General features: G+C 38.0%; 8 protein-coding genes and 1 tRNA gene. 1 reads left to right on the forward strand and 8 read right to left on the reverse strand.

Annotated elements, in window-relative coordinates:
- Positions 1–132 precede the first annotated feature (132 nt).
- The 3 genes from ACXAGJ_RS14740 to ACXAGJ_RS14750 all read right to left on the reverse strand — a co-directional run bounded on the left by ACXAGJ_RS14740 (position 133) and on the right by ACXAGJ_RS14750 (position 10,370).
- Positions 133–5,022: a polysaccharide lyase gene (locus ACXAGJ_RS14740; protein WP_474840921.1), complete on the reverse strand. Its 4,890-nt coding sequence runs from the start codon at positions 5,020–5,022 to the stop codon at positions 133–135.
- Between the two features lie 55 nt (positions 5,023–5,077).
- Positions 5,078–6,913, reverse strand: a complete 1,836-nt coding sequence (locus ACXAGJ_RS14745; RefSeq protein WP_474840922.1) for a T9SS type A sorting domain-containing protein — start codon at positions 6,911–6,913, stop codon at positions 5,078–5,080.
- Between the two features lie 79 nt (positions 6,914–6,992).
- A complete protein-coding gene (locus ACXAGJ_RS14750) occupies positions 6,993–10,370 on the reverse strand; it encodes a cellulase family glycosylhydrolase (protein ID WP_474840923.1) in 3,378 nt (1,125 codons plus the stop codon).
- A gap of 581 nt (positions 10,371–10,951) precedes the next feature.
- On the opposite strand from ACXAGJ_RS14750, the gene ACXAGJ_RS14755 reads away from it, so the two are divergent.
- Positions 10,952–15,004 (forward strand): hybrid sensor histidine kinase/response regulator transcription factor, encoded by a 4,053-nt coding sequence (locus tag ACXAGJ_RS14755; protein WP_474840924.1) that lies wholly within the window; start codon positions 10,952–10,954, stop codon positions 15,002–15,004.
- 55 nt (positions 15,005–15,059) lie between these two features.
- Here ACXAGJ_RS14755 and ACXAGJ_RS14760 read toward each other — a convergent pair whose 3' ends face one another.
- The 5 genes from ACXAGJ_RS14760 to ACXAGJ_RS14780 all read right to left on the reverse strand — a co-directional run bounded on the left by ACXAGJ_RS14760 (position 15,060) and on the right by ACXAGJ_RS14780 (position 19,454).
- Positions 15,060–15,305, reverse strand: a complete 246-nt coding sequence (locus tag ACXAGJ_RS14760) for a UBP-type zinc finger domain-containing protein (protein ID WP_474840925.1) — start codon at positions 15,303–15,305, stop codon at positions 15,060–15,062.
- 21 nt (positions 15,306–15,326) lie between these two features.
- Complete coding sequence (locus ACXAGJ_RS14765; RefSeq protein WP_474840926.1) at positions 15,327–16,991, reverse strand: FAD-dependent oxidoreductase; 1,665 nt, start codon at positions 16,989–16,991, stop codon at positions 15,327–15,329.
- A gap of 25 nt (positions 16,992–17,016) precedes the next feature.
- Complete coding sequence (locus ACXAGJ_RS14770) at positions 17,017–17,853, reverse strand: aldo/keto reductase (RefSeq protein WP_474840927.1); 837 nt, start codon at positions 17,851–17,853, stop codon at positions 17,017–17,019.
- Position 17,854: 1 nt separating this feature from the next.
- Entirely contained in the window at positions 17,855–19,243 is a 1,389-nt protein-coding gene (locus ACXAGJ_RS14775; protein ID WP_474840928.1) for an ATP-binding protein, read from the reverse strand.
- Positions 19,244–19,372: 129 nt separating this feature from the next.
- Positions 19,373–19,454, reverse strand: a tRNA-Leu gene (locus tag ACXAGJ_RS14780).
- Between the last annotated feature and the right edge of the window lie 112 nt (positions 19,455–19,566).

Below are 19,566 nucleotides of genomic sequence, written 5' to 3' on the forward strand. Positions count from 1 at the left end.
TGGTTTTAAAAGTATAGAACATCACATAGCTATCTTTTGATAGTTTATAATGCATAGTATACCTAACCTCCTTATTACCAGAATAAGGAGATCAAGCATACAGGTACAAGAATCAAACTAACTATTGATTGACTACTCTTTAATAAAATGCAAAGATGTGTTGACGTGTTTACTTTGTATGTTTAATATATAGTTGCCTGCCTCCAAAGATTCTACAGGTAATTGATAGACTTGCACCCCTTTTATTTCTTTGATCAATACTCTGCGGCCAATCAGATTAAATACCTGGAGTGTCATCTTTTCATTTTCCAAACCACCAATGGATAACACATCACTTTTGACCGGGTTTGGATATAACATCAATTCTTGAGTGTCTTTTGCAGTTATCGAAATTTTACTCTGTTGATTCGCACAAGAAGGAGCTTGGGTAGAATTGCTAAAATAGATAGTGAAATCTCTATCCTTGGAAACTAGAGCCAGATTATTCTGATCCAATGCTACCCAATAGCTACCATCTAATCCTGAGAACCCCGTATTCTGAAGCATTACCTCGGGATTGGCATCATTAAGCTGAAAAGAAATCGTATCACTAAAGTCAATGTAGTATCCTGGTACTCCATCATCGGTATTGATCGCAAACTGATACAATCCATTATACTGTGGGTCCCAGTTGATGGTGAATTTTCTGAAGTTAGACAATGACGGTCCTCCATTACCCAAAACATAAACATTGTTGTATGTCACTCTATCCATAGCAGTTATCCCACTATTTATAGGAGTTCCAAATCTGCAATTGTTGCCATTTCCACCGCTATTATCATTCTGTACCGTTAGTACAAAAGAAGCTTCAGCGGTATTCCCATCATTATCTATAGCAACAGCCTTAAAGGTATATGTCCCTACATCTAATCCATTTACTTCTTCTGGATTTGGTGATCCATCGTGTCCCCATTCGTAAGGAGTGATATTTTCCTGACGCACTAAATTGTTATCGATATATAGCTTTACATTAGCAATACTGCCATCTGGATCAGTAGCATTAACAATAACTTCCATATCGTACCCTTTGGTTACCGTAAGGTTGCTCGAAGGTGTAGCAAAGGATACCTGAGGAGTTTCATTTGTATTCGCTGCTTGCACAGTAAGCACAAACGTTTTGCTTGTGGTAGCGCCATCATCATCGGTAGCTTCGGCCTTGATTGTATGTTGCCCCACAGATAACCCTAATAATTCACCTACATTGTTTCCTTTACCCCACTCATACGGTGCCTGAACTTCCTCGCGAACTAAGTTTCCGTCTACATATAATTTTACCCCTTCAATACTACCATCGGTATCCGAAGCATTTACAGTAACTTCAAAATTGGTATATCCTACTTCAACTGAAGTATTCCCAGATGGATCGGCAAAAGCAACTGTTGGAGGAGTATTCTCTCCTGGTGTAGTTCCATTTTTGGTGATCAAAATCACCCAGTCTTTACTCCCATTATTCGGAGCGTTCCCTAAAGATCTATTTCCTCCTCCGTTAACATTTGTTACTGATCCATTCTTAAGCGAACCACCATTACGAGGATCGTACCATTTTACGGTAAATTGTCCGTTTTGTCCATTCAAATTAAGGTTAGTACTACCTCCATTTTTCAAATAGACAACGTAGGCTTCGCCTTGTTTTGCGTAGCAATAATCATTATTACTGGACGAAAGTCCATTGTTATTTCGCATCTGGGTCAAAGGCAGATCTGTAATCTCGAAGAATCGAATTGCATGACGCCCATAATCCCACCATTTATCCCTACTTCTAAAATCCTGAAGGGATAGGTCAGAATGTGCGTTTTGATATCCAAAATACCATTCGTTACCCCATCCACCTGCAAGTAAGGTTCCCCACATGGCATTTTTTCGACCATCGGTATGTGAGTTTGCCGCATTGTTATCTGGTCGGATAGCATGTTGTGCATCCCCAGGTTCATCGCAAGCTACTGCCCATTTTTTTCCTGAGTTTCTAGAATCATCTATAGCTTCTTTTACCTTACTAAAAACATTTACAAAATCCGACTTATTGGTCTGTAAAGAGAAACCGGTTAGTCTAGACTGATTTCCTAATAAGTACTCTGGAAAATCATTTGGATGTTTATGAATCACAACATGGTGACGGTACGGATCATTTTCATAAAAATACTCAGCCATTGCTCGTTCTTGTGCTGGCGATTGATCTACAGGTTGTGGGCCTCCACCATTCTCTTCTCCTAAGTTCCAATTTAGGGCCAAATTATGACCAAATCTTGCAATCAATTCTCGGTAATACAACTTACGTTGGTTTCCAGTATTCCCATTATCCAATAGGGTTTCATTCTCAGTTTCTTGTGTTTTGAAATGGGCAAAGATTCCATTTTTCTGCATATGTTCAATAACGATAGCCCATTGTGCCATTTTGGAAACATCCATTCTTGAGCGTTGATCTCTTCCTGTATAAGGATACACATTATCATCATCTCCATTGATATTCATAGTCAGGAAAGACATTGAATTCAATCCTTCGCTGGCGATATAATTTACCGCTCCGATTAGTCCTTTTCCTTTCCCACTTTTCCAGGTAGGGTCTCCACTATTCCAATCTCCAACATGAGGCGTATAATTTTTTCTGCGATTCCCGGCATTAGGAGTATTATCAAAATCAGTATATGCAAATAAGTTCTCTGGAGAATCTGGTCCTTGTTTGATCATATACTCTCCTGTTTCGGCAAATTTTAAATAATGCTCCCCTACATATTGCAGACGCCCTTTTCCTCTAAAATCTCTACCTGTTTTGTTTGTAGCACCAATGTTGAAAGATCCGGTTTGGCCATTCATAAATCCAGCTACAGTTCCAGCAGTATTGCTTTCATTTACGGCTACATTGTTTCCTTTTCTAAAAGAAACACTATAGTTCCAGGTTCCTGTTTTGTCTGGTGCAAAATGCACTCTCCATTTGTTACCACTGGTAGCCGAGGTCTGTGCTGCATTTCCATCTGCTGCAAAATAACCAGGCACAACATAAGAAGGTGAACCACTTTGGTGAGTAAACGTAACGTTTAGACGATAGTTTAGGAATGGATTGTTGGAAGCGCCTTCGGAAGTATTCGGCCCGTTGAAGGTTAGGGTCACCTTATGCCATTTTTTTAACTCCCCAGTAATGGATGCTTCACTATTGTTATCTCCATCACCTCCATCATCATCACATTTCGTTTCTTGCAAAGAAAGATCGGTTGCATTTGCACTGGTGCGATTCAAGGTTACCCGATCAATAAGATGATGTTTGGATCGACCTGATAACAACATGGTATACGTCCCCGGATTGTCAAACTCTACAAAAATGTCACTAGCATTTTCTCCTCCATCCGAAGTTTTTGTAGACCAGGTCCAATTGGTTGTACCTGCAGAGTATACTTTGAGATATCCTTCTCCACTAGCTCCTTCGGGATGTGGTGTTTTTCCTGAACCCTTTGGATATACACGAAGACTTCCTCTTTGTCCATAAAAATCATCAGCATCCGGAAATTTTAACCACACATCATTCGCTTCGGTAGTACTGGTTCCCTCGCCTACTTTGGTTCTTGATAAAAACTGATATCTTCCTGGTGTGTTAATCTTGATTTCAGTAGTAATTACTCCATTTCCCGGATCATTAAAAAAGTCCTGACCAGTCCACTCGATATATCCATTTCCTGTAAATCCGGAAACTCCTGATTTTTTAGGCCAATTTCCCGGGGTTTGAAGGTTCTCAGCTTCAATAACCACCATCCCATTTTTTTCTTCATAACCGGTACATGAGGAATCTCCTCCGGTGTTATCACCTCCACCATTTGAATTTACTGTAAATGAAACGGTATCTTCTGCTGTGGCTCCGTCATCGTCGGTAACCACTACTTTTATCGTATAATTTCCTGCCTGAATATTGTCTAGCGGATGTGGTGTATAATTTGTACCATCCGTATCTACCAAATTTCCATTTACAAAAACTTCGTGTTTTGTAATATTTCCATCGGCATCATTCGCATTAATGGTAACCGACAAATCACTACCCGCCGTATAGTTGGATTGATTAGGATTGGTAATAGCAACTGTTGGTTTTTGATTATTGGTGTTACCGCCCCCAGAACAATTGGTCCATACCTTGAAATCATCAAAAAAGATATAATCATCTTGGGGAGAATGCCATACAGGATCTGTTCGATTTCCTCCTCGATAGGTATGCATCACGATAGAATTTATTTTAACGCTACCTTTACCAGACAAACGGAACATCACGTTGTCCTGATCTACTAATTTTTGACCATCGATATACATTTTCAAAACCCCATTTCGTTGCCCAGGGGTATTGAGTTTTAAGTATTGTTTTACAGTATACCATCGATTTCTTTTCAACTTTAAGTCCCCTAATCTGGTGTTCCCCCCACATCGTGTTTCTCTATTAGGCAAGTAATCATAAACGATAAGATATGGCTCTTGTGTATGGGCTCGATTTGATCTCCACATCAAGCGACACGAAAAGGCGTTGTTGATGGTGTTTTGATTTTGTGTGCATCCTGCGGGTTGTGCTCCATTGGGTGTCGAAGCTCCGCCCAATCCAGGGAGTTTCCCTCCTGTAGCCCAGACAAAGTCATTTGCAAATTTTACTCGATACTCCAGCGTAGCCTCTTCTGCACCATCAAAACTACTATCGAATACAAAACCGCCGCTACGCCCACTGGCATCATTCTTAGTAAATTGTGCTCGTAACTCTCCGTTAATTACTCGGTTTCTTTGAGGAAAATCATTGCTTAACCCGCGTACATTTCCTCCTGAAGTTCTTCCTGCAATTTTAGGAAAATCGCTGTTTGCCAGGCTTCGAGTGTATAGCTTGTTCTGCCCATTATATTGGTTAAAATTTTGATCAATCACTAATCTGCTATTACCGCAGTCTTGTGCTGTAGCTCCCCAAATCATGCATAGCATCGCTAGCATAATTTGCCAATTATGTATTGTGAGGCTTCGTGTTTTCATTGTGTTTGTTTAAGTGTTGAACATTTAAGTGTTTCTTGTGTGTTTTTGGTTGTTTTTATTGTTTAATAAATCTTGTTTTTACATTTTGCGTATCAGAAATTACCTCAAGAAAATACATACCTGATGGTAATTCTTCTAGAGAAATACTTACATCCGATTGCTTTATGGAAACTGGTAGAGAAAGAACAACTTCACCATTCATATTCATGACATTTACCTGATCTGTAGTAGGTGGGAGATTATCTATAGCAATAGAACTTTTTGCTGGATTTGGGTATGGCCTTAGGTTTTGTGTGTTGCTTATTGAAGTTACTTTTTGCCGATCTCCTTGCATGCACAATGGTGCTTGCGAAGAATTACTGAAACAGATTAGTGTTCCATTATTTTTTGATTTTAAGATCAGTTCCCCATTTTCTAGGGTTACCCAATAACTATCATCTAATCCTGCTACACCTGTATTTCTTAATGTAATTTCTGGGTGTTCATTTTTGAGTTGAAACTCGGCTGTATTGCTAAAATCCACATACCAATTGGGGAAACCATCATTGGTAATCAACGCAAACTTGGAAAGCTCATCATAAATAGGATTCCACTTTACTGAAAAGTTGACGAAATTACTTAGGAAACTAGGAGCTCTATTTCCCATAATATGTACATTATTGTAATACACATTATCCAACCCAGGAATTCCTCTGGTATCGGGTAAAGCAAAATCACAAGCATTATTGTTTTCTACCGTAAGGATGATCGAAGTTTCTTTGGTTTCTCCTTTGCGATTGGTAGCAATGGCTTTTATAAGATGCATTCCTTCTGCCAGGCCATTGACTTCTTCGGGGTTTGGAGATCGATCATGCCCCCAGGTATATGGGTAGAAACGCTCCCTTCTCACAAAAGTATCATCGATATATAATCGAACTTCCTGGATACCATTTTCTTCGTCGGTGGCATTAACTTCAATATCCAAATCATAACCTTCTTGTAGGGTTAGATCTGTTGATGGTGTTTTGAAAGATACTGACAGTGAACTATCATTTTCATCTCCAGAATCATCATATCCTACCCTTGTTTTAGATACAATCAGATCGTCAAAATAGGCATATTGATCTTTGGTAGGTTTGTAGGCATCACTGCTTCCACCAAAAAAAGTAGACAGATAAATGCTATTCAATTGAATGTCCTCTTGTCCATTTTGTCTGTAATCCCCGTTATCGGTAATATCGATAGCCAATTCTCCATTTAACCACCCTCTCATAATCCCGTCGTTCTCTCCTGGAGTATTGAGTTTATGATAAACCTCTATGTGGTTCCATGCTCCCTTTTTTAGTTTGACCTGGTCGGGTTGCGGTCCTCCAGGTTCGTCATAGGGATCTAGTAAACTCCAATTTACAGATGCCGTCCATCCATCCCAACTAGGTCTGGTTTCAAAATGGTTATAAAACTCCAGCAATCCATCATATCGCCACATTAAACGAAGTGACATATTTCTATCTCTAGTTTGGTAAGACAGCCCTGGTAATTTAGCCCCTGCTCTAAACTCAAAATCTTCTGGGATATACACATTATAACTGAAATACAACTCCTCAAAGGTGTCATAATGATTCCAAAATAACTTGGTATGCATCCCACTATCATTGGTCTTTACTTTTCCCTTAGGATATTTCACTTTTAAGACATTTCCTTTGTTTTGAAATTCGGAAATGAATACTCTCCCTTCATCTGCACCTTTGCAAAAGTTGACATTCAAAGCTTCTTTCGCCTCTTCTTCATTGTACTGTCCTGTAGCGAGTTGATCAAAATTGTTGTGATACACAATATGTTGCTGAGCACACATAAGGTTGACACATAGCAATAGCGATCCACCCAACCATTTTTTTAGCGTTGAATACTTCATAGTTTTAGAATTGAAAATTGAAAATAGTCACCGGGAAACCCCTAAATCACCCGGTGACACAGTTTAAACATTGCATCTCCTAATGCTTCGTAAATAACGTTGAACTTTGATATCTTATCCCTTTCACGACTAGGATATACATGCCAGAGTCAAGATCCGCCACATCAATTTGTGGACGGTTATTTTTTATGTCTTTAGTGAGTAGTACTTTCCCTTGCATATCAATAATCTGAAGGAGTGATGCTTTTTCTGAAATATTTTCTAGATACATCATCTCGTCCTGAACTGGATTCGGGTATAGTTTTACAGGTATTTCTTCAAAAGCTACTTCCGGGCTTTTGGCAGCACATGTGGGAGCATTATCCGAATTACTGAAATAGATTGAGAAATCACTATCTTTTGAAACCATGACAAAGTTAGCTCCATCTTTGGCCACCCAATACGAACCGTCCCAACCTGATAACCCAGAATTAGAAAAAGTAACTTCGGGATTAGTCGTATCGAAACTATAACTCGTCACATTTCTTAAATCTACGTAGTAGTCCGGTTGACCATTGGTTGTATTTACCGCGAATTGGTACAATCCATTGTACTGTGGATTCCAATTGATTCTGAAGCGTCGGATATTGGATACATCGGGGCCTCCTGTTCCTAGTACATGTACTTTGGTATATGAAGCTTGATCAAATGCTGGTAATGCCCCTGCAAGCGGTGTCCCGAATGAGCAATTGTTATCTCCTCCTCCGGTAGTTTCTTGCTTTACCGTTAAGGTAAATGTGCTTTCTGAAGTGGCTCCTTCATTATCGGTCGCAATCGCTTTAAAAACATGTGTTCCAACTGGTAAGTTATCCACTTCTGAAGGGTTTGGTGAACCAGCATGTCCCCATTCGTATGGATCAAAATTTTCTTGTCTGATAAAATTATTATCAATGTATAACTTTACATTGCTCACACTGCCATCACTATCTGTGGCAATTACTTTTACATATAGATTATATCCTTCTTCTACGGTAAGGTCACCAGAAGGAGAAGAAAAGAATACTGCTGGAGGTTGATTAGAAGTAACACTAGTTACCGTAGCGGTAAATGAGGTGCTTTTTTTGGCTCCATCATCATCCGTAGCCTCTACTTTAATAGTGTGTGTTCCAACAGGTAATCCTAACAACTCATTTGCATTATCACCTGCTCCCCATTCGTAGGGTGCACTTTTTTCTTCTCGTACCAGATTTCCATCAACATATAACTTTACGTTGTCTATAGTTCCATCGGTATCAGTTGCATTTACTTCAACCTTAAAATTGGAATATCCTTCTTGCAAGTTCACATCTCCTGTAGGAGTAATCAAAGATATTGATGGTGCCTGGTTGGTACCTCCTCCATTACAAGGAACAATGTTCCAACTTGGACAAGATTGTGTAACAAAATTTGTAGTCCCGTCACTTACAGGAAAATCTGGTGAATTTGGATTACGAGTATTATTCCAGACGTGAATTTCGCTAGGGCTACCTTGTTTTTTTCTCGCTGTTGGAATTTCGTTAGCCCTACTTCCTAAATTAAATGTATTGTCAAAAATGGCATTTCTAAATCCTGTGTTGAATCCGGTTCCTCTATCTAGAAAATCAATTCCTGCATTAAGAATAGCAGATCCATCTCTATTAAACGTATTGTTATACACAAATCCATAGGCTCCTTTAAGGTCTATAAAGGCATCTGCACTGTTCTCTCCTGATATCCCTTGGGCAGAGAATGTACAATTGCGGATAATAGTGTTTTTGGTTCCTTCTTTGATATCTGCACCTTCGGCGGTTACATTAGGTCCAATGATACAATCTTCAATAGTATTATTATCACACCTTGGGTTGTATTTGTTATCAAATATGTTTCCGGCTTGTGATGCGCTCTCGTGCTGTCCTTTGTCCGATCCCACATAAAGACCTTCACCAATTCCTGGTTTTTTGATTCCTATATTATATACCTGACATCCTTTTACCAGGTTATTACTAGATCCATCTCTTAAGTGAATTCCTTCTTCTCCCAATTCTCGAACCACTACATTTTGGATCACTCCGTGATTGGCATTGTCAAAAACAATTCCTTTGGATCCTTCTTCCAGAATTAAATCTTTAAGAATCCAGTAATCTCCTAGAATAAACATTACATAACCATCATAGCTCCCGCTAACTCCTTTTAAAATTGGAGGATTAGATGGATTTTTCGCTCTTAGCGTAATTGGTTTTGAAGCTGTTCCATTTTTATCAGATCCAAATCGTGTAGCCTTATTTCCAAAGTTGAACTTATCTGTAGCTGTATAGGTCCCAGATGCTACAATAATTTCGTCACCCGGTTGCGCATTCTTCATTGCTGCTATAATACAATCTACATTATTACATTCGATAGTCCCAGAAGGAGGTGGAGGTGGTGGATTTCCAGAATCATCAGACCAATTCTTAACAATGTCTTTTACAAATACACCGTAAGGAGTAAGTTCATTATTTACCAATCCGGTGACCCCCTTTCGTAATTGTACTTTTGAAGAACCTTCAGTTCTATTTGGATCACTATTACTGGGCTTATCACTTACCGACCAGGTTACATGGCTAATATCATTATCCTTGATAAATTGCATCCATCGTTCGGTTTCGGCAGTAGCGATACCACCATCACCACTAGCATCAACAGCACCCCATTCGGTTACAAAAAGTGCGACACCATTATTCATAGCAGTTTGTGCCTTGTTGCGAAGAAACTGGGTATGTGTTCCTGCATAAAAGTGCAGTGTATAGGCAGTGTTTGTATCATTAATTGGGTCATTAGAAGCGACGTCCACATCTTGTGACCATGTAGGAGATCCTACTACGATTAGGTTATCAGGATCCTCTGATCGGATTGCTGCGATTACCGTATTAGCATAGTTTTTTACCTGAGTCCAGGACTGACCAATAGGTTCGTTGTATACTTCATAAATAATGTTAGGTTGGTCTCCATAGAGTTGTGCCATTTCCTTAAAGAAATCTGCAGCTTCTTGCGTATATCTTTCGGCTTCATGAGTGTGCCAATCGATGATTACATAAATGCCCTTGTCTATGGCAGCATCAATCACCTTTCTAATTTTGGTTTTTTGTGCATTAGGGCTATCGATATATCCATTACCGGCATCCCAGTTTTCTTTTACTCCCATGGCTACTCTTATTATGGAGCTATTCCAGTCATCAGCTAGATGCGATACGGTTTCTGCATTGTAAAAGTCAGAAGTATCTCCTGCGTTACTCCAAAAAAGACTGTTTCCGGCAAGACTGGTTGGGACGTTGTTTTTGTCAACAATTTTGTTCCCGTTTACGCGAAGTAGTCCGTGTTGTTGAACGGGAGTTTGGGCATTCATACATAATGAAACTAAAGTAAAGAGTATACCATAAATAAAGCCTTCCCTACTTGTAAACATTTCGTAGATAATTTTCATGATTGTGAGTTTGTTAAAAGTTTAGGTTCTACATTTTTTTCCACAGTCGATTACTTGCAATGACCAGTAGCCGTTGATCATATGCTTTCTTAGACATGGATATATTGAATAGCATTGCTAATTCAATACATTAATTTAAAATAAACCTTAGGGTTATAAAGGGGAAACGGAACCTTTAAGGTGAGTTCAATACAAAACAGTTATTCGTTTTGTATATTATGTACAGATTTTCGAGATCTCATTGTTTTCATAGTGTTAGGTTTGTGTTTAACGGTTATCCTAATTTTTCCCAAATTTCTGTTTAGTGTTCCTTAATCAAATAAATCATCCAGGGGTAATAGATCAAAATTTGATGATTCAATATTAAGGAAACTTTCAGGTTCAAGAGTACGATAATAGGGGTAAAAAAATACAAACATCTGATTTTCAGAACGAAAATTCTACTACAAAGCACGAAAAAGTTATTATTGTATCGAAGTATATTTTATCTTTATAAAGTAAACTCGTCAAGATGGATTCATAATATTCCAAAAATTTGGCGTTATCTTTAAAAGTTCTTTAACCAATCACCCCAATGAATAATGAAATACACTATTAGCATACTAGTATGGGTAGTTCATTTTTTTGCTATATCTCAAGAATACAACTTCAATAACTTTGTTCATCTATCTGTCGCCGAGGGATTATCGCAAAGTACAGTTTTAGCCATAGAACAAGATCGATTAGGTCAAGTTTGGATGGGTACACGAGATGGTCTTAATAAATACGATGGAGAGGAAATTACAGTATATCAAACCGATCCCCAGAACGACACCTCCATTAGTAATAATGACATTCTTTCTATTCTGGAAGACACCGATGGGTATATATGGGTGGGAACGTACAACGGTTTAAATCGTTTTGATCCAAAAGAACAAAAATTCACACGGTACTTCTACACTACCGAAGACAATAAAAACCAGCATTTTTCTATAAGAACCATAAAAGAGATTGATCAAAATCAGCTTTGGCTAGGTACTTCGAGTGGTTTATTTATTTATCAAAAAGACAATGTCGAATTTGTAGAAATCCAAGATGCTTCGGAATATGGAAAGGAAATTTCAAGCAGCACCATAGCGGTTATTTTTAAAGATCAAAATCATCAAATTTGGATTGGATCTACAAAAGGACTTTATCAGATCCAACCCGGCAGTTTTAAGGTCGTTAAATATCCATGGATTGTAAACAATGAATCCAGAAACATACAAATCCAGGCGATAAGCAATGACCAAGATGGCAATCTATTGATAGGGACAAAAAGTAATGGACTACTGGTCTTTGACAAAAATAAACGTAACTTTTCTCCTTATCAAAGTTTACCTACAACGACGCCTTCGATCGCTAGTCGGGACATACGTAAACTGTGTTATGACAGGGCAGGAAACTTATGGGTGGGTACTTATAATGGACTATTTATCATTCAAAAAGATCAAAGTATTCTTCATGTCACTACACAACCAGGAGATCCTAAAAGTCTAAGTAAAAATAGTATTAAAGAAATTTTTATGGATCGTAACGGATCTATCTGGATAGGAACCTATTATGGTGGGATTAATCTTTGGGACCCTTTCAATACCAGCTTTAGTACTTTTTATGATATTCGTGGCTCCCTGGCATTAGATTTGGGAGTCGTAAGTGCTATGGTAGAGGATGATCAAAATAGATTCTATTTTGCCACAGAAGGCCAAGGAATAAAAGTAGTACATAGCGATGGTACATCTGATCTTAATACCACACAGGCACTTCATAAAAAACTTTTGAGTTCAAATATCAAATCCCTACTCCTCAAGAACAACAAGTTATGGATAGGTACTTTAAAATCTGGAGTTCATTTATTTGATCTTACCACTCAAAAATTCGATGACACTCCCGAATTAAAACATATCAATACCTTTCTTGAAAACAAATCCATTTATGCAATCACGGCTGTAGAAAACTATATAGTTTTTGGAACCTTTGGAGATGGTGTTTTTGTTGTAAATCGCAATACATTAGATGTAACTCATATCGGAGTATCTGATCTGGGATCTAACGGGGTCACCAATGACCGTATTCGCACGATGATTTTTGACAAGGACAAAAACCTCTGGATAGGTACCGACAAAGGACTTAACAAAATTAGGTATGATGATATTAGCAAAACCTCTCCGCCAGTTGCTCATTTTCTATATGATCAAAACACCTTTTATGGGCATAATGTGATCAGTTTGTATCAAACCGTAGAAGGAAAAATTTATGTAGGCACCAAAGAAAGAGGAGTTTTACAATTTGAAGGTAATCAATTTACAAAAGTAGATTTCAAACTTTTGAATTCTAAAATTACTTCAGCATTTAGTATCGTAGAAGACCAGCAGCAAAACCTTTGGATCGGTTGTAATCTTGGGATGGTAAAATACAATCCTTCTTTACAAAGAGCTACCATCTATAACCAATCAGAGAATTTTATGGGTAACGAATTTATCAACAACTCTTACCTAAAATCTAAAAACGGAAATTTATACTTTGGAGGAATTAAAGGCGTCTCTTTTTTTAATCCTAAACAAGTCAAAAAAAACAATTTTGATCAAAACGTGATTTTATCTGAATTTAAGATCAACGGAAAAACCATTGATGAAAATATTTCCTATCTGGATAAAATCACCTTGAACTATGATCAAAATTCTTTCTCGATCAATTTTGCACTTCCTAATTTCATCAACCCAAACCACAAGTATGCATATCGTTTGGTAGGATTGAATGACGATTGGAAGTTTACCGATAATCATGAGGTTTCCTACACCATTCAAAAACCAGGGAATTACATTTTTGAAGTAAAAGAAGCGAATAATGAAGAAACCTGGAATAAAACTGCAACTGTTCTACCCATTACACTAAAAGCAGCATTCTGGAAAACACCATTAGCTTATTTTTTATACTTCTCGGCAGTAGTTTTTACCTTGTATCTGATCTACAACAACATGCGGGCAAAGCTGATCCTTTCTCATAAATTAAGATCAGAACGAAAAGAGCGCATTCAGCAAAAAGAAATTAATCAATCTAAACTTGAGTTCTTTACAAATATCTCTCACGATTTTAGAACTCCCCTAACCTTAATCCTTGCTCCATTACAGCAAGTGATTGAAAATTATAAAGGCAACAAAGAGGTTTTCAAAAAACTTCAGGTCATTGAGAGTAATGCTAGCCAATTATTGAAACTCACCAACCAGCTCTTGGATTTCCGAGCGTTAGAAAACCACCACACCCAGTTGCTGACCGAAAACGACGATATTGTAAGATTTATCAAAAACATCTATCATTCCTTTGAAGAATATGCTGACCTAGGAAATTACACTTATTCTTTTGAAAGTGTCGAGGATGAAATCCAATTGTATTATGACAAAACGAAACTAGAAAAGGTGTTTTTTAATGTGATCTCTAATGCATTCAAATACACTAAAAAAGGAGGGATCATTAGTGTTAAAGTAAATCAGGATACAGATCATGTGATTGTTGAAATTGCTGACAATGGGAAAGGAATTGATGAAAAGTTTATACATAAAATCTTTGATAAATATTACGAAGTGGCTAGTGATTTGCAATATCAAAAACATTTCAATCAAGGTAGTGGTATCGGGCTTTTTATCGCCAAAAAAGCTATTGATTTACATCATGGTAAGATAACCGTAGATAGTGAAGAACAAAATGGTTCTGTGTTTAAAGTATTTTTGAAAAAAGGGAAAGCCCACTTAAAGGAAAACGAAATCTCAACTGCTAAGGAAGGTTATATTTCCAATCATGCAGAGATGATCCCAAAAACGGAAAATACCATAGAAGTTGAATTCAAAAACATGCTTGTTTCTACGGAAAAAGAAGTGGTTTTGATAGTTGAAGATAATGATCAGTTTAGACAGTACATGATTGATCTCTTAAAAGAGTCTTATAGTATTATTTATGCTATAGATGGAGAAGACGCTTATCGAAAAACGCTAAAATATCATCCTAGTCTTATTATTAGCGATGTAATTATGCCCAAAAAATCAGGAACCGAACTTTGTAACCAGCTAAAAAACGATGACAGAACCTGCCATATTCCTATTATTTTGCTTACCTCAAGATCATTGCAAATACATAAACTTGAAGGTTTAGAATCTGGTGCAGACGCTTATTTTGAAAAACCTTTTAATATCAAAGAATTTCTGTTGGTTGTCAACAATCTTCTTAATACAAAGAAGCGATTAGAACAACAAATCAATACCAATATACTAAGTGATGAAGATCATATTTCAGTAGATGATAAACTGTTCCATAAGGCGTTGACTCTAGTAGAAAATCATATTGACGACCCTACTTTTAATATTGCCTTTTTTTGTTCGGAACTTGGGTTGAGCAGAACTATGCTATTTATAAAAATTAAAGCCTGGACCAACCTTACTCCTAAAGAGTTTATTCTTTCTGTTCGCATGAAAAAAGCAAGTCAGTTATTAGAACAGACCGAGTACAGTATTTCAGAAATTGGATATAAAGTAGGTTTTAAAGACCCAAAATATTTCTCAAAAGCGTTTAAAAAGTATTATAAAAAAACCCCGACAGAGTATGCAGAGAAGTTTGGTGCATAACTCGATTTTTTTTTAATCAATACGCTAAAAAGGACTTATGTTCATAACACCAGGCTCAACGCTCATTAGGCTCTGCAGAAATCACAATGTTATGATCTTTATGAGATTGATAATGTGCGCTGGCATGTTTATTAGGAGAAGAATCACAACAAAGGGTGACCCCACAAATCTGACAAGTTCTAAGATGCACCCAAGTATCCCCAGTTTTGACGCACTCTGCACATTCAAAACGTTCATGTCTTTTAAGGTTTTCTGCATCAAAATCCTTAAGGTGATCACATATTTTGGGTTTTAGTGGCATACTGGATTCATTTTTCAAACATTACATTTCAGATAAATATTCGTGCACAAACTTAATGGCCATGGCCCCCTCGCCTACTGCTGAAGCTACACGATTCATAGCTCCTGCTCGCACATCTCCAGAGGCAAAAACTCCGGGACTACATGTCTCCAGTAAAAAGGGTTCTCTATCTTTTTTCCATACTTTTTTGAAATCATCATATCTACTTAGATCTCTACCGGTTTCAATAAATCCTCTTTCATTTTTAATGATTCCTAATTCGATCCAATCGGTATAGGGGCGAGCTCCAATAAAAATGAATAAGGCATCAGCTGGAACTTCTCTTACCTCATCAGGATTATTACAGGTAAGTTCTAAAGTAGTTAAACGTTCGTTCTCCCCCATCGCTTTGGTAACATTGGTATGCCCTAGTAACGTAATATTATCAATGGCATCGATCTGATCAATAAGATAACTAGACATGCTGCTGCTCAAATCCTTTTTGCGCACTACGATGTATACGTTTTTGGCAAATTTGGAAAGGTACACTGCGGATTGCCCTGCAGAATTTCCTCCTCCAACAATATATACTTCTTTATTGCTACAGGCCTGTGCTTCGGTCATCGATGATCCATAGTACACTCCTGCCCCTGTGTATTGATCAATTCCTTCGGCTTCTAGTTTTCTGTAATTTACTCCGGTAGTAATCACCACACTTTTGGTACTAATGCATTCTCCGTTTCCTAAGGTTAAACTTTTGTATCCATCTTTTTCGGAAATCGAAGTCACCTCTTGTGGGGATAAAAATTCGATACCAAATCGTTTGGCTTGTGTAATCGCTCGGTGGGTTAATTCTTGTCCGCTCAATCCTTTTGGAAATCCTAAATAATTTTCAATTCTGGAACTAGTACCGGCCTGACCTCCCGGAGCATGTTTTTCGATAAGCAGTGTTTTGAGTCCTTCTGATCCGCCGTATACTGCTGCTGCTAATCCCGATGGGCCTGCACCAATAATCACTACATCATACAGGTTATCCTGCGGATGTGCATTGAGTCCTAAAGCAGTGGCCAACTCGATAATATCCGGGTTTTTATAACAGCTCCCATCCTGTAAAGACACTACAGGCATATCTGTGGGGTTAAGGTTATGTAATTCTGCCAATTCTTGCGCTTTATCGCTGGTTTCTATATCCAACCATTGAAACGGAAATAAGTTTCCGGATAAGAAATCCTTGATGTCATGCGATTTTGGAGAAAACTGATAGCCAATTACTCGAATACCTTCAAAATCAGGTTGAAAATTCAACTGCCAGGCATCCAAAAGATCATTCAACACTGGATACAGTTTTTCTTCTGGTGGATTCCAGGGTTTGGTAAGGTAATAATCCAACTGCACATCATTGATCGCTTTGATGGCGGCGTCGGTATCAGAATAAGCGGTAAGCAACACTTTTTTGGCTTCTGGAAAATGTTTCTTTGCCTCGCTTAAAAATTCTACACCCAGCATTTCGGGCATACGTTGATCTACCAAAAAAAGGGCAACGGTTTCATTTTTTTTCTTGAGATCTACCAAGGCTTCCAGCGCATCATTGGCAGAAAGGGTACTCATAATTCTATATTCCTTGCGATATTGCGATTTCAGGTCTCTGGTTACTGCACGTAATACCTGCTCATCGTCGTCTAATGCAAATAGGATGGGTTTTTTCATTTCTTATCTAGTGTTTACTTCTGCCTTAAAAATTAAAATTATCTGGATCTGGCCCAGTACGTTTATTTTGATCTAAGGCATCTATGCGATCCATATCCTCTTGGGATAATTCAAAATCAAACAGATCGGCATTGGATTGTATTCTTTCTTTTTTTACAGATTTAGGGATGGTAACTACGCCCTTCTGAAGGTTCCATCGCAATACAATTTGTGCGACGGTCTTCTTATACTTCTCGGCGAATTGATCCAGGATCTTCAGATCAAATATTTTACCCTGCATCATGGGAGACCATGCTTCATATTGAATATGGTTCTGATTACAAAAATCGATCAAATCCTGTTGTACAAGATGCGGATGAAATTCCATTTGATTGACCATAGGAACGATTTCGGTATGTTGCATCAAATCTTCGAGATGATGTTTCATAAAGTTACTCACCCCGATCGCTCTAATTTTTTTCTCTTTATACAATTGCTCCAGGGCTTTCCAGGTATCGATATATTTTCCTTGCACCGGCCAATGCACCAAATACAAATCCAGATAGTCCAGCTGCAATCTGTTTAGGCTATCTTCAAACGCCTTCAATGTATTTTCGAATCCCTGATCGGCATTCCATACTTTGCTTACCACAAAAATATCTTCTCTTGGGGTTGGACTAGTTTGTATCGCCCTACCCACTCCTTCTTCGTTTTTATAAATACTTGCGGTATCGATATGTCTATATCCTGTTTCCAGTGCCCAGTGTATGGCATTTACTACCTCTTGTTCATTGTCGGCCAAATACACTCCTAAACCAAAATAAGGCATACCTACCCCATTATGCAATTGAAATGTACCTTGTATATCTGTAATCGCTTTCATATTAATCTATAGGTAAACAAACGGTAAACGTGGTTGCTCCAGGTTGTGAAGTCACTTTTATATCTCCATTGTGTTGGTTAATAATTCGTTGTACAACTTCTAATCCGATCCCTGTACCTTCCCCGATACTTTTGGTAGTGAAAAAGGGATCAAAAATATTTCCAATATGTTCTTGCGGAATTCCTTTCCCATTATCGGTAATATCAATCTTGATAAAACTTTTGTCTTTGTTGGTTGTAATTTGCAATCGCCCCGAAGGCTCCATGGCATCCACCGCATTATCGATCAAATTGGTCCAGACCTGATTAATCTCGCTGATAAATATTTTGGGGTGGGGTAGCTCGCTAGCAAAATGCTTTTCTACTACGATATTTTTCTTTTTTAGTTTATGTTTCAACATCACCAATGTGCTATCGATCCCGGTATGGATATCGGCCGCTACTTTTTCCTGAGCCCGATCCATATGCGTATAGCTTTTTACCGATTGCACCAGTTTGGCTATTCTATCTGAAGCTTCACTAATCTCATCTACGATTTTTTCGGTAGTCAATACATTCTCTATCCATTCTACAGCACTGGCAAAGTTCTCTTCTCCAGTGGTGTCATAAATCTTTTGTAAAGCTGGGATGTCGATACAAAAATCGATCAGGGTTTCGGTAAGTTCGAAAGCATCTTCCAGCCCATGATCTTCTAGCCATTCTTCTAGCTCGTCTTCTTTTTCGGCACGTTCGGTAAGTTTCATGTTATTTTCTGGGCGATTGGTAATGCTATTAAAAAGAATATCGTTGATGGTATCTACCTGATCTCCTGTAATACGTATCGAAGTCACTCTTTTGAATTTTTCTGGAACATGCGCTAGATGTTTCTTCAAGGCTTTGGCACTGCTTACCATTGCAGATGCTGGGTTATTTAACTCATGGGCCAAGCCCGCTGACAATTTCCCCAAGGCCATCATCTTTTCTGACTGCACATTGTTTTTGGTAAATTCTCGCACCCGAGAGGTCATATTATGTACCAAGGATTCTGTGAGTTCATAATGATTGGCTACCATTTCTTTAAAAAAGGATTTTTCCAGAAGAAGGATTTTGGCATCCTGGGTGACCTCTCCATACCCTGCGGCAGAACTCATCCTGGAAAATGGCAATAGCCCTGCAATTCCATTTTTCGAAATTTCCCCAACTACTTTGAAGTTTCCATTTTGCTCTAATTTGATGATGATTTTCCCTTCGAGAATAATCGATAAATGCTCGGTAGCATCTCCTCTTTTAAACAGAAATTCTCCTTGTGTAAACGTCTCAATATCAGATTTATCGATCAACCATTGCAATTGCTGGTCAGGAACATTCAAGAAATCGGGTATTTCTCGTAGTTGTTGTGTGGTTGGTTTCATTAGCTAAAATTACCTAATTAAAACCCATATTACAATACCAATATGTGAGACAACTCTTAAGATTTTGATAAAACTTGGTAGAATGAAAATTAAAAAAGGACATTCACTATAAAATGAATGTCCTTTTTGTACTCAAGGTGGGAATCGAACCCACACTCCCGAAGGAACTGGATTTTGAATCCAGCGCGTCTACCAATTCCGCCACTTGAGCAATTTGGTATTGAATTAGACGGCAAAATTAAAAAAATATTTATTCCCTACCAGCAAATAAGTAATAAAATAAGCAGGAGAGTTAAAATAAATTTTTAAATTTGCACCTTGTT

The organism is Aquimarina sp. AWH4_224, assembly GCF_056160245.1.